The sequence below is a fragment of the Pseudoalteromonas sp. GB43 genome, from assembly GCF_054923805.1.
Map to the genome: position 1 here is coordinate 787759 of NZ_JBPCHJ010000001.1, position 13428 is coordinate 801186.

A 13428-nucleotide genomic window follows, 5' to 3' on the forward strand; every position below is an offset into this window, starting at 1 on the left:
GCCCTAACCTACAATGATGGGTTGCTTAATTAATCTGAATAGTGTGGTAGGCCAATAAAGTGCCATCACTATTTTGTGCTGTATTTAAAATAAACTGCTCATAATCACTACCAAACACATTATCGCTGCTAGCAAGGGTTGTATCTTGTTCACCACGTGATTTGTAATCGCTATGAGTGGTACAAATTTCTTTTGCAAACGCATCTGTAAAACAAAACTGACTAATTACATAGTCGTTATTGTTGTTCGACACTTTAAAATGAATATGAATAGTTCGCCCCGAATACCAACCTGGAAAATGCGTTTTAAAGTTCACACGACCACTACTATCTGTGATCAATGAACCTCGGTACCAGGTGCTTCCCTCAGCTTCGGTATCGCCATCAGTACAGAAATCACCCGCAAAACGTGAGCTATCAGAACTACTACTTGTATCACCCGAGTAAATACCGCGGGTATCACAGTGCCAAACCGATATTTCGTAATTTGCTAGTGGGTTACAGTCACTATCAATTAACTTTAAACAAAGCATCATAGGCAAACCGGTTAAGCCATCCGAAATATCTTCGTCTGAATCAGCTTGGAAGTAACAGGGGCCTTCTGTTGTTGCTTTAGTAAGTGCTAACACACATGCGGTGGATGTTTCAAAAATACTGTCATCCGGAAAGTCATCAGTAATAAGCGCTGTTGTGCCCGATACATATTCACTGTCGTTCGTGGTTGTTGTATCGCCTGTATCAGTGCTGGTGCCTGTGCCCGTTGATGTGTCGGTGTCTGAGGTTGTGTCCGTTGAAGATATTGTGTCTGAGTTACAGCCTAAAAATGCCAACATAGGCACAGTAGCAAGAGAAACCCCTAATGTTTTTAGCATTTTTCTACGAGTATAAAGTTCAGGTTTTAAAGTCACCTTATGCCCCTTCGTTAACTTGAATAATTAGCGTCGAGTATAAAGAACAAATGTAGAGACTTTGTGTAGAAAAAGTGGTGCTTTTATAGAGTGATTAGGATGCACATGCCAAAAAATAGACATTTATAGTATATTCAATTTTGGCTATTACATTTTACTATTATACCTATGAAGTTAATTCACAAACTCTTAATTACCAATCTTATTATTACGTTGCTGCTGGTACTGACCATGTTTGGTCTTAATGCAATAACTAATAAGCGTATGCTCAATAGTGTATTTGAGGATATAGACAACGAAGCATTTAACCTTATAGCCACTGAAATTAGCCAGCAGTACCAGCAAACGGGTTCGATTGGTATGTTTATCGACTCTAAAGCTCTGTGGTATGAGCTAATTAACCGCAATTTTCACTCAAGCCGTTTATTGTTTTCGCCGAACAGACCAAAACCAAGAGAGCCCAGACCTTTTTCACTAGAGGTTCCCCTCAAAAGCACATGCAAAATGAGGGAATGCCACCACCTCGCAATAAACCGATGGCTGATGACTTTATGCCTTTTGAAAAACGCCTCAGCTTGCTTGATGCAAAAGGCAAAATATTGATTGCAGGCAATACCGATACTGAGGTCGTGAACGAGCAAGAAATCACTCACAATGGTGCCGTTGTTGCAGTGCTGCAGTTGCATGCTAACGGTAACCATGTCAGCGCGCTTACTCAGCATTACCTTAATACACAAATTAATATCAGTTTGTGGACAGCGGGGATTGGTTTATTAATTGCTTTATTGTTTAGTTACTTACTCGCACGTCATTTTACTAATCCTATTTCACAACTAAAAGAAGGTGCAAAAGCCCTTGCTGAGCGCGAGTTTGAGACCAAAATTACAGTAAATAGTAGCGATGAATTCGCCACCTTAGCGGAAGATTTCAACCGTATTGCCACAGAGCTTAGGCGTTTTGAATCGCAGCAAAGTCAATGGATTATGGATATTTCTCATGAACTGCGTACGCCTTTAACTATTTTAGAGGGCGAACTTGAAGCAATTAACGATGGCATTATCGAACCCAACCAAAAAGCGATAAGTTCACTACAAGAAGAAGTGGCGCTGTTAAGTCGACTTGTGAACGACTTACATAAAGTCAGCACACTTGACAGATACAGCTTCAACTACCAGATGGAAGAGATTGATTTTAATACCTTAGTAACTTTACAAGCGCATAAATATGCCTTTAAATTTCAATCAAAAAACATCACCCTCAATGCAACCTTATCTGAGCAACCCGTAATAATTTTGGCTGATCAGAATCGTATTACACAAGTACTACAAAACATTTTAGAAAATAATTTACGCTATACCGATGAACAGCAAAAAGTCTGGTTAGATTTAACCGTGTCTAAGCATCATGTATTTTTGTCGATAGAAGATTCTGGCCCCGGTGTCCCCGATGAAGCCCTTGAAAAACTGTTTGATCGTTTATATCGCACCGATAGCTCTCGCAACAGAAAAACCGGCGGTTTTGGCCTAGGTTTGGCGATTTGCCAAACAATTGTTGAAGCCCACCATGGAAGCATAGATGCAACTAAAAGCCGGTTAGGCGGTCTGTGTATAACGTTAAAACTCCCGCTTGCAGAGGCGTAATAATATGTCAGAAACCATAGCAAAACAGCATATTCTCGTTATTGAAGACGAAGTTAAAATTGCCGAACTAATAGAAAAGTATTTATATCTGGAAGGGTTTAAAACAAGCTTAATTCACGATGGCACCTGCGCACTTGATGCTGTTAATGAGCTAAACCCTGACCTCATTATTCTCGATATCATGTTGCCAGGCACTAACGGCATCGAGCTGTGTAGCAAGATAAGACAATACAGTGATGTGCCTATTATTATGCTTACGGCACGGGTTGAAGAAATTGACCACTTAATTGGTTTTGATGTCGGTGCCGATGACTATGTTACTAAACCATTTAAACCAAAAGAGTTAATGGCACGTGTAAAGGCTATTTTAAAGCGCCGCCGTATGCCAACTACCGCACCAAATACGCTCAAAGCGGGCAATATTATTGTTGATCCGAGCGAATACAAAGTACTGGTAAATAATGCAGAGCTAAAACTAACAATTAATGAATTTAGCTTATTAAAAATATTAATTGCCTCACCCAATAAGGTTTTTTCACGCCAAGATTTACTAACCATGACCCAAGGGAAGTACTTTGAAAGCTACGAGCGTAGTATTGATTCACACATTAAAAACTTGCGTAAAAAGCTGACACAAGCCGACCCTAATAGTCATTACATTGAGTCAATTTATGGTGTGGGATATAAATTTAAAACTTAAACAACCTTTTTCATACTTGCGACGACTAACTAAATAACATAACCCTATAGGATATCATTATGAATTTAGTACGCATCAGCGCAAGCGCACTCTTAATTGCTGCCACTACCGCTTGTATCGGCCTCTCTAATGCCAGTACAGCGAACGACCAAGGTGATTATCGCGTTATCACTTTTAAAGACTGTAAAAAGGTGAGCGAAATTACCCTCAATAACGAACAGATTGCTGCATACCTAGAGCTTAAACATGAGCAAGTAAAACTAGAAGCGCTAGAGCAACCAATTAGCAACATAGAACAACAAGTGACTGAGTACTCTGAGCAAATAGAAGCGATCGCCGAAAAAGCTGTTATTGAAGACGAGAATCACCTGCGAATTAATAAAAGCTTATTAAAAGAGCAAGATAAGTTGGCTACAGAGCTCAATAAACTGATGGCTGCTCATGATGCCGATTTTAAAGCGCTAGAGCAGCAAGCAAAGTTAATTGAACATGCCGCTAAGCAGTTTGATAAAACTATGAAACCTTTGATGGAGCAAGGCGATTCAACCCATCTACAAATTTTAGCGCCAGGTGAAGATGAAAAATCTGGGTGTTTTTACACTATCTAAAGCACATTACTAAGATGTGCATAAAGTTTCGCATGTGATTGACGAATGTCTTCTTTATGCACTTGTTTAAACCACTTTAAAGCCTGTGCTGGCTTGCCAGCTTGCCAATTGATTTCAGCAAGGCGTAATTTATAAATAGCAACTGCGTTGCGATCTGAGTCCGTGTCCATGAATTTGAGTGACTGCACATAAACATGATCAGCTTTCACATAATCAGCAAGAAGTTGATGAGTACGGGCTAAGTTACCTAATGCTACAGAAATCTTACGGTTATGATTAGTTTTTAAAATCCAATCAGCTGCAATTTGTCGGTTTACAAGTGCACCATCTATATCCCCTAATGAATGAAAAACATTCGCTTTATTCGACGCTAATTCAAAATGAAAAATGGGGTCTTTGCTTTTGCCAAAACGGCGCTCTGCCCTATCAAGAATTTGCAACGCTGTTTCTTTATTACCAAACACAAATTGCAAATTGACCAGCTCGACCATACGCATCGGATTACCAAACAAATCAAAAATAGCTTGTAGCTTTTCAAACGCTTTCGTCGCATATTTATGACCAGTTTCTGAGTCACCTAAATAGTGTGTTGATTTTGCGTAATAAAAGTAAACTTGTACTTGAAAGACGACTGGCAATTCTTCACTTGTAATAAAAGGCTCAGCGCTATCCTTTAAAGCTTGAAATTCCATTTTGTCGTAGAAGTAATCTAACTGATACGATTTAATCTCATACCAACGCGCAGAGCTAATCTCGCTGCTGGCAAGCTGCTGATTAATGTAATCTAGGCAACTAATTTGCGATTGCCGCTCACAAAACATCTCATGATCACTAAAGTTTTCAGAGGCTGAGGCATTAAAACTAGATAACCCCAGCAATAACATGGCTAACTTTTTCTTCATCCACAATTATCTCAGTGATAACACCTTCAGAAAGCTAACAAAGTTTAATGCTTTATAACAGTATTTTTTAACTAAATTAATAAATGTAACCGACATAGTTCTAATCCAGTATCTTAATAGAGACGCTAAATAATGAATAAATTCGAATAGTCACTTGTATAAGTTAGAACAATTCAACTTGGACCTTTGATGGCAAAGCAAAACGTTGTGATATTGGAATTGTAGGTAATTGCAACCAATACCCGTAAAGAAACAGCATAATCGAAATGAAGCTGGCTAATTATCTTAGCCAGCGCATTAACCACTTAAAGTAAAAGAAGACTACCCAGGCCAAGGAAAGTGACAAAACCAACGATATCGGTGACTGTGGTAAGGATCACAGAACCTGAAAGGGCTGGATCAATTTTAAGCTTATCTAAAATCGATGGGATCACCACCCCTGATAACGACGCGGCAACTAAGTTAAGTAAAATAGCGATAGTGATTGTTAAACTTAACATACCATCGTTGAACCAAAAATAAGTGAGTACACCAATCACAAAGGCCCAAACACAGCCGTTTAATGCCCCTACTCTTAGCTCTTTCTTTAACAGTGCTTTGCGGTTGGAGTCGGTAACCTGACCAAGTGCTAGACCGCGTACAATAACCGTTAACGTCTGACTACCTGCAATCCCACCCATAGAGGCAACAACTGGCATCAGTACCGCCAGCGCAACCACTTGCTCTATGGTTGCGCCAAACAAACCAATAAACCAAGATGCTAGAAATGCCGTTGCTAGGTTTATACCAAGCCAAATACCGCGGTTTTTTGCCGACTTAGTGACACTTGAGAACAGATCCTCGTCTTCACGAAGACCACCGGCTTTTGCAACGGCTTCGTCGGTCACTTCTTGACGCAATTCATAAGCAGATGACACTGACAATCGGCCTAATAATTTGTTATCGGCATTCACAACAGGCATCGCCATTTGCTCACTGTGAATAACCACTTCAGCAGCTTCGTATAAGTCGTCATCAGCATGTAAAGCCGATACATCAAGGTTCGCGTAATCAAGCAGGCTGTCGTTATCATTGGCTTTAAACAAAGCATTGATAGCCACTTCACCAATGAGAGTGCCCTTACGGCTAACCAAATAAATCACCTCGGTGTATTGCGGTAAGCCTTTTTGAAAAATTTTACGCGCGCCAGCCACGGTGAGTTTTTCTGATACTTTTAGCGCATCAAAATCGAGCCAGTGACCTAACTGCTCTGGGTTATATTGCTGTGCAAGGTCGTACTGCTTTGTTTGAACTTCATCAAGTTGTTTACGTGCATAATCAACAAAGCGCTCAGGAATAATTTCTTCGAGTTCAAGTAATTCTTCTACGCTCACTTCGTCAAGTAGCTTAAAACCTTCAGCTTCATCTAAGCTTTGCAATAACCAGCGACAGCTATCACCGCCTAAGTTAATGAAGATTTCATGTTGCGTGTCTTCATCGAGTAATTGCCAAATCTCTAGACGTTGTTCTTTAGGTAGCGCTTCAAACAATAACGATAAATGTTCTGTAGAAAGCTTTTCTTTAGCATCAGTAAGTAACTTATTTTTGCGTGTTGTGGTGTCACACTGAAGCAAGTCATCAATTAACTGGGGAAGTTGGTCAACAGGATACTCAATCATTTGAGACCTCGGTTAATTACATCAATAACAATAGTCTAACGCAGCTCGGGAAAAATAACTGCTATGAATTAGCTTTAATTTTCAATGATGCGATTATTCTCAGATGGAAAGCATAGTTTCTACCTAAGCTTTCAAGTCTGAGTCACTACAATTGCATAAAAATGCACAAATAAACGCTATTAAGATCCATTATCATTCGTATTATAATGATAACATTCCCTCCCTTTTGAAATAACCAATAATAAATGCGGGTATAAACATGACTAATAGAATAAAGTATTTACCACTTGTGATTGCATTTGCACTCACTGGCTGTGGCGGTTCAGATAGTAATAATGCACCTGAGTTCACCAGCAACTCAGCGTTCACTCTAGATGAAGATACATCTATTACAGGTCAAGTTGTGGCAACAGGTGATAATGCTGTTAGCTATACCCTCGGCTCTGCAGCAAGTAACGGGATATTTGCTTTAAATGCTGATGGTAGTTTTAGCTATACCCCAAAAGAAGATTTTGCAGGCCAAGACACAGTAACCGTTACCGCCACTGATGGCAGCTTAAGTACTGATGCAGTACTTACTTTTACGGTTAATAACGTTAACGATGCGCCAACACTGGCGAGCCAATCAATCACTGTAACCACCTCAACAACGACTGAAGGCACATTAGTATTTAATGATGTTGACGGTGACACTGTGACTGTTTCTTTAGTAACGGACCCTGCCAACGGCACCCTTACTCTAGATGAACAAACGGGTGAATTTCTATTCACAGCTGATACGTTGTCAGAAATTAACGACAGCTTTGTTATCGAATTTACCGATGGCATTATTAGCTCGCCTATCAGCGCAACCATTGAATTAAAACCGTCCTATGTGACTAACGAAGATAAACTTAATTACTACTACAGCTCTAATAACTCTCATTTAAAACAAGCACAAGCGATTAGTGACAATATCAATGATGATGTTTACATGGACGAAGTAAACACACAATTAGCTATTGGTTATCTTATTGCAGGCTTTGCTGAGAAAGCAGACGAACACTTCAACAACATTTCAGCAATAGACACAAAAGCAAAAGCCTATTTAGATGCAGCTAAATCTCTTGATTTAGTAAGTTTAAGCGAGAGGGCTTTAACGTTTAGACAAGATGCTGCAACTCTTTACAATCAGTACCTTGCTGAAAAAGGCCTAGATAACATCAGCAGCTCAGATCCGGGGTTTTATCTGACTCTAACCAATCAATACAACGCAGCTGGCCAAACCGAATACGCTCAAGCCATGTTAGACACACTTAAACTTTATGCAAATGAGGTTTATACAGAAGAATATAATGCGACTTATATTAGATTTATATCTGCAATCAAAAAAACCGTTGAATCTTCTAAAGATCAATACGCAGCGACTCACACAGAAACAGTAAGAAATGAAGGAGTAAAAGTCACCCAAGCCATGGCCGAGTTAAGTGAAAAAATCGGTTATTTTACTCAAAAATCAGGTGACTACAAAGGCCAACCAACTGAGCGTATGAGAGTGCTTTACATTGCATGGGCTGCTCAATCTTTTATACAGCTCAATGAAGTTGATTTGGCAAAATATTATACGAACTTAGCGCTTTCATATTATGGTGTTGTTGGATTCGATAATACATATAGCTTTACTGCAAGCCCATATGCAGAAGCAACTTTAGCGACATACACCTATCCATTAGAAGTATTAACAGCAAATATTAAAGCTTTATATGATGTAGAGCTTTCAAATAACCCAGCCTTTGCTTTACTTACAGATCAAGATGACAAAGATGATGCTATTGAATTTTCTTTTGCTTATGAAGTAGCTAACAAACTACAAGCGGGTATCTCCATAGAGGATGCGGTGCAAAACGCTAAAGAATACTTTATGAGTGGCGAAACACCTAATGCAAAAAGTTTCTATCAAACACTTATAACTTCATCAGGTCAACCAGGTGCTGCTGATATTCTTCGAGTTCGAGGTGAAAATGAACTTGGCCTAATTCTGACGGATTACGCCGCAAACATCCTATTTTCTGAAGAGTATGTGTTAAATGAAACTAACGCATATTATGTCACCGGAATATTCGGTTGTGGCGGCCTTGTCGACTTTACCCTTAGTTTAGGTGGGGAAGAACAAGCAAATATTTTTGCACAACGCTGTGCTGAGGTTATAGATTCTTACTTTATAGAAAATAACACTAACTTTAGTACTTCCTCTGCTGCTTATGCTTTAAATCAGCAGTTAGCTATTTTTGGATTTGTATCTCAGAATGACTCGGTAGCCATCACCGCAGAAAGACTTAACACTCAAATTAACTTAATTGAAGAAAAACAAACACAAATAGAATGGCGATTGAGTTCACTCGGATACCTTGTGCAAGCTGGGCTAATTGATATGGCGTTAAATTGGTTAGATATCAGTTTAACCACACTGCAATCAGAACAATCAAACCTTGATATTAATGACTATAAAACTCTACTTGATAAAGTACTTTACGCGACACTTAGTAATAGCGAAACAAGTGGTGGACTATTCAAAAGCTATTCTCTCACCTCATCATTAGCTAGATTCCAAGTAAATAACGAGCAGTATGCTTCAGCTTATGCTGAAACAATTGAAATGTTAAAGCCATTCGTAGCCAATGCAAATACGTTTGTACTCTTACAAACCGATAAAGTTATTCAAAGTAACCTTGAAACATTGCTTACTTTTCAGGCCCGACTTGGCAATGATGCCGCAGTAAAAGAATTAATCGATCACTCAGTCAATGCAGAAGCAGATAAGCTATCACTTACAGCCCTTTATGCTAACTTAGTAGCTAAAAAAGATGACTTCCCTGCATCTGCGATCGCAAGTATCGATACAGACCACGATGGCAAACCTAACTTCTTCCTATCCAGCGCATCAGAGCAAGCAATTGCTGAATCGGGCTTAATTGCTGATAACGATGCCGACAATGATGGTATTGAAGATAGTATCGATGTGACTCCTTTAGGAGAATAACACCATCACAATAATGCGAGGTCGCCTTGCCTCGCATTATTATTCAATAACATTAAGAAAAAAATTTTATATTCAATAGAAAGTCAAACTTTAAAACACATCCGAAATCTCTTCGTATGTTTAGCATTGTAATTTTTCATCATTTACTTTTATGTGTAATGCGCAATAAAAGCAGCATTTAAAAAATGCAATGAAGCCTTACAAGTCATTTGACTGTTCCTATTTTAATCTAATCACTTGTATTTCAGGAGTTTTACCATGCAAATGCGCTACTTATCAGCGTGTTTGATGCTTTTACTTAATGCCCCTATACACGCTAATGAAGTAAAGCAGCAAGCAACAAATCCTCAATGTAATGATAAGAACAATAAGCAATGCTCAGATCAAGAGGTAGAGCGCATTACCATTAAAGGGCAATACATAGGGATTGAAGTACCTGAAGTAATTGGTCGCGCCTATTTAGATAGAAACTTTATTGAAGCAACTCCAAAAGGTAATGGTGATATCAACGAATTGATTGCCTTACTGCCGGGCGTGCAATTAAGTGAAGACTACTACTCGATTGATAACCTTGCGGAAATTAGTGCCCCTGAAATTAGTATTTCGGGTGCAAAGCCTTGGCAAACAGGCTTTATGATTGATGGCATGAACTATAACAATCGTCTTGATCCTGCCAGTGCGAGCCGCATTGGCGCCTCTGAAAATGAGGTGTCAGGCGGTGTGCAAAGTATGAATATTAACAGTCAAATCGTAGAGTCAATTACTGTGTACGATCACAACATTCCAGCAGACTTTGGCGACTTTTCTGGTGGCGTGATTGATGCCGAAACGATATCTGCTTTCTCTAGAGAAACACGTGTAAGCTTAGGTATTCGTGGTAATCGCAGTGATTGGGGGGAGTACCATATAATCGATAATGATGAGCCAGATGACACCGCTGAGGGCAAAGACGCCCTAGAGCCACCAACCTATGAAAAAACCAATATCGATTTTTCAATTCAAAAAGAGTTGACTGACAAGCATGCCTTATTGCTAAGCGTAAGCTATTTAAAAAGTGATATCTCAGATGTTTCGCTTTCAGCACAAAAGGTCGAAAGTAGAGAAAACATCAATGCATTACTTAAATACAGCTATCGCGATGGCTGGGTTGATTCACTTGATCTTAGCGTTATGTATGCCCCTTATACTTCAGATTCATACTTGAAAGACGTGCTTAATAGTGACTACCAAGTCGAAGGAGGAAGCTTTGGTTTTACGGCTAATTTAGGTGAAGAAACACGCTTTGGTCACTTCAGCAGTAAGTTTAATATGAGCCAAAGTGATAACAACCGTAAAGGGTCTGCGCATTTTTATACTTGGCTTCAAGCTAAAGGCAAAGAGTGGGGTCAATTAGCCGATCAGAGCCCTGATTCAACTCCTGTTTCAAGATACGGCGGTTATGGCAATCTTGATAACACGCAAACCAGCTTTAATTGGCGAAATTCCCTAACACTTGAGCGTAAAAGTTGGGGCAATACTGAGCACGCAATTCGCGTGGGCGCTGAACTCAACCATCAAAACTATGAGCGTACCCGCCAACAAAACTATTATAAGTATGACTCGCCAATTCAATACTCATCAACCAACGCACAACTAAACTGTAGTGGCTATACCCTTGATTGTGTTGAGCAAAATTTTTATGTTGATTTAGATACCCTTGCCGAGCAATTAGGTGGCAGTATCGATTTTAATAATCCAGAGCACTTACTTGCCTACTCGAATAACGTAGCGACAACAGCTCAGTATTTTAACTCACGTTTAGTCACACCCAGTGAACAAATAGACGTAAGCTTAAATAAAGCGGCACTATATGCCACCGATGTGATCACCTGGAAACAGTTTGATTTTCATTTAGGTGTTAGATACGACTACGATGATTTTTTCAAAAATCACAATATCGCGCCACGCTTATCAATGGGTTATGACGTATATAACGATGGCAATACACTATTGACCGCGGGTTTAAACCGTTATTACGATGCGAACCTACTCGGTTATAAAATTAAAGAGCAACAAAAGTTTGCTTATCGTGAGTATCGCCCTATTCAAAACGGTTATTTACAAGCTTGGCTTCCTTCTTCTTACACAGGTAACTTCCGCTATATCTATGACGACGTAAAAAGTCCTTACGATGATGAAATTGCCTTAGGTCTTCGTCACGCGACAGAAGATTTCGGTAACTTTGCATTAAAATATGTGCACCGTAACAAAAAAGAACAATTAGCGAGAAACGAAGAAACCAACCTAAAAAATGACGGTTTTAAATATATTACTATTTATAATAATGGTACAGGTGAAAGCGAGCGTTACTCGCTATCTTGGGATGCCAAATTTGGCGACCATTCAATATGGGCTAATGCATCTTATAGCCAAAACAGTGAAAGCAATAGCGACTACACTGCAACACCCGATAACACGCCTGTTGAAACACTGGTTTACTATGAGGGTGAGCTGATGAGCTTATCTGAGTTAGATACCCTTAAAGCGAATTTTGGTCGCCCTGTAACTGCTAACTTTGGTTGGAATGCCAACTGGACTGATACTTTTTCAACTGGTCTAACAGCAACCTACAGCGGTAGTTATACAACCGCTATTAAGTCTAGTAACGATCAAAGAATAGGCATTGGAAGTGAATGTGCTACGTGTGGTTCGACCGATATATATATATCCAAATATGAAGCTCATACCTTTGACGCTCGTATTATATTTGCCTTAAGTAGCCGTTGGGAGTATCAAGTTAGTCAATCTCAATCTCTTGAAGTTCGCCTTGATATCAGCAACTTATTTAATGCCAGAAGTCACGCTATTACAGAAGGAAATTCAGGTATTGAACCAGGTAGAATGTTTTGGTTAGGGGTATCTTATAACTATGAATAAATGGTTATTTCTCTTAACTTGCGGCATTTTTACAACGAGCGCCTTCACACAAGAGCAATCATTACGCAAGTTATACGCAAAGCCACAGCATGAGTGGCCTGCGATTATTAGCAGTAAAGATGTGCCAGCTGCCCCGCTCAAACCTTTAAAAGCTAAACCGTTTAATCAAAGTGATGAGATCATCACATTAGGCGAAAAGCTATTTAACGATACCCGTTTGTCACGAGATAACACGGTAAGCTGCGCAAGCTGTCATGAGTCTCGTTTAGCGTTCTCAGACAGGCGAAAACTAGCTGTCGGCATTGATGGCCAAGTGGGCACTCGAAATACCCAAGCTATTATTGGTGTTGACCATTGGCAAAGTTTCTTTTGGGATGGCAGGGCTAAAACTGCGACAGAGCAGGCATTAATGCCGATTGAAAACCCGATAGAAATGGGCACTTCCGTTGATCTTGTGCTTAACAAAGTAAACAGTGCTGAGGACTATAAAAGCCCAATATTCAATGCCTTTGGCAAAGAAGCACTAAACAAAGAACTATTGGCTCTTACGCTTGTTGCCTTTGAACGTACCTTTGATATTCCAAAATCATTATTCACGCGCTTTATCGATAAAGCGCAAACGAGTCCTAGTGAAGCGGTTGCACTTTTAAACAATCAACAACTTGAAGGCTTGCATCTTTTTAGAACCAAAGCAAGGTGTATGACTTGCCATGAAGGTGCTTTACTCAGCGACAATGAATTTCATATTACGGGGCTGCATTTTTATGGTCGAAAACTTCAAGATTTAGGACGTTTTGATGCCACCCAAGACCCAGCTGATATAGGCAAGTTTAGAACCCCTTCTCTTTTAGCGTTACAACAAAGTACACCTTGGATGCACCATGGTGGCTTTCAAAGTTTGCTAGGGATAGTCAACTTTTATAATGCAGGTGGAGCAAAACCAAAACCGAGCAAAAAATTTAAAGATGATCCAAACTACCCACAAACAACAGAGTTACTGCATAAGTTAGCACTTAGTAAAGATGAAAAAAATGCGCTTATCGCATTTTTAGAAACCCTTTAACTGCACGCTCGCTCT

9 protein-coding genes are annotated in these 13428 nt (G+C 39.6%); 6 read left to right on the forward strand and 3 right to left on the reverse strand.

Annotated features, from left to right (window positions below):
- Nucleotides 1-25: 25 nt before the first annotated feature.
- A complete protein-coding gene (locus ACRWSG_RS03715; protein ID WP_462165653.1) occupies nt 26-907 on the reverse strand; it encodes a dioxygenase family protein in 882 nt (293 codons plus the stop codon).
- A 512-nt stretch (nt 908-1419) separates the two neighbouring features.
- Between ACRWSG_RS03715 and ACRWSG_RS03720 the strand changes: the two genes are divergently transcribed.
- From ACRWSG_RS03720 to ACRWSG_RS03730, 3 genes are read left to right on the forward strand one after another with little or no spacing between them, the layout of a single operon-like run.
- Complete coding sequence (locus ACRWSG_RS03720) at nt 1420-2547, forward strand: ATP-binding protein (protein WP_462165654.1); 1128 nt, start codon at nt 1420-1422, stop codon at nt 2545-2547.
- A gap of 4 nt (nt 2548-2551) precedes the next feature.
- The gene (locus tag ACRWSG_RS03725; RefSeq protein ID WP_200909086.1) at nt 2552-3247 is read left to right on the forward strand and encodes a response regulator transcription factor; all 696 of its coding nucleotides are present in this window, start codon (nt 2552-2554) and stop codon (nt 3245-3247) included.
- A 59-nt stretch (nt 3248-3306) separates the two neighbouring features.
- Entirely contained in the window at nt 3307-3855 is a 549-nt protein-coding gene (locus ACRWSG_RS03730; RefSeq protein ID WP_199529128.1) for a hypothetical protein, read from the forward strand.
- On the opposite strand, the gene ACRWSG_RS03735 is transcribed toward ACRWSG_RS03730, so the two are convergent.
- Nucleotides 3852-4757, reverse strand: coding sequence for a tetratricopeptide repeat protein (locus tag ACRWSG_RS03735; RefSeq protein ID WP_462165655.1), 906 nt, complete (start codon nt 4755-4757; stop codon nt 3852-3854). The two genes, ACRWSG_RS03730 and ACRWSG_RS03735, sit on opposite strands and share 4 nt — an antisense overlap.
- 305 nt (nt 4758-5062) lie before the next feature.
- Nucleotides 5063-6415, reverse strand: a complete 1353-nt coding sequence (locus ACRWSG_RS03740; RefSeq protein ID WP_462165656.1) for a magnesium transporter — start codon at nt 6413-6415, stop codon at nt 5063-5065.
- Nucleotides 6416-6674: 259 nt separating this feature from the next.
- On the opposite strand from ACRWSG_RS03740, the gene ACRWSG_RS03745 reads away from it, so the two are divergent.
- The 3 genes from ACRWSG_RS03745 to ACRWSG_RS03755 all read left to right on the forward strand — a co-directional run bounded on the left by ACRWSG_RS03745 (nt 6675) and on the right by ACRWSG_RS03755 (nt 13413).
- On the forward strand, nt 6675-9434 hold the full coding sequence (locus ACRWSG_RS03745; protein ID WP_462165657.1) for a cadherin-like domain-containing protein: 2760 nt from the start codon (nt 6675-6677) through the stop codon (nt 9432-9434).
- 258 nt (nt 9435-9692) lie between these two features.
- Nucleotides 9693-12350 (forward strand): TonB-dependent receptor, encoded by a 2658-nt coding sequence (locus tag ACRWSG_RS03750; RefSeq protein WP_462165658.1) that lies wholly within the window; start codon nt 9693-9695, stop codon nt 12348-12350.
- Nucleotides 12343-13413: a cytochrome-c peroxidase gene (locus ACRWSG_RS03755; RefSeq protein WP_462165659.1), complete on the forward strand. Its 1071-nt coding sequence runs from the start codon at nt 12343-12345 to the stop codon at nt 13411-13413. Before ACRWSG_RS03750 ends, ACRWSG_RS03755 begins: the two co-directional genes overlap by 8 nt.
- The last annotated feature ends 15 nt before the right edge of the window (nt 13414-13428 follow it).

Coding starts and splice junctions, on each gene's coding strand:
- ACRWSG_RS03720 (WP_462165654.1), top strand. CDS start 1,420: ATGCCACCACCTCGCAATAAACCGATGGCTGATGACTTTATGCCTTTT.
- ACRWSG_RS03725 (WP_200909086.1), top strand. CDS start 2,552: ATGTCAGAAACCATAGCAAAACAGCATATTCTCGTTATTGAAGACGAA.
- ACRWSG_RS03730 (WP_199529128.1), top strand. CDS start 3,307: ATGAATTTAGTACGCATCAGCGCAAGCGCACTCTTAATTGCTGCCACT.
- ACRWSG_RS03735 (WP_462165655.1), bottom strand. CDS start 4,757: ATGAAGAAAAAGTTAGCCATGTTATTGCTGGGGTTATCTAGTTTTAAT.
- ACRWSG_RS03740 (WP_462165656.1), bottom strand. CDS start 6,415: ATGATTGAGTATCCTGTTGACCAACTTCCCCAGTTAATTGATGACTTG.
- ACRWSG_RS03745 (WP_462165657.1), top strand. CDS start 6,675: ATGACTAATAGAATAAAGTATTTACCACTTGTGATTGCATTTGCACTC.
- ACRWSG_RS03750 (WP_462165658.1), top strand. CDS start 9,693: ATGCAAATGCGCTACTTATCAGCGTGTTTGATGCTTTTACTTAATGCC.
- ACRWSG_RS03755 (WP_462165659.1), top strand. CDS start 12,343: ATGAATAAATGGTTATTTCTCTTAACTTGCGGCATTTTTACAACGAGC.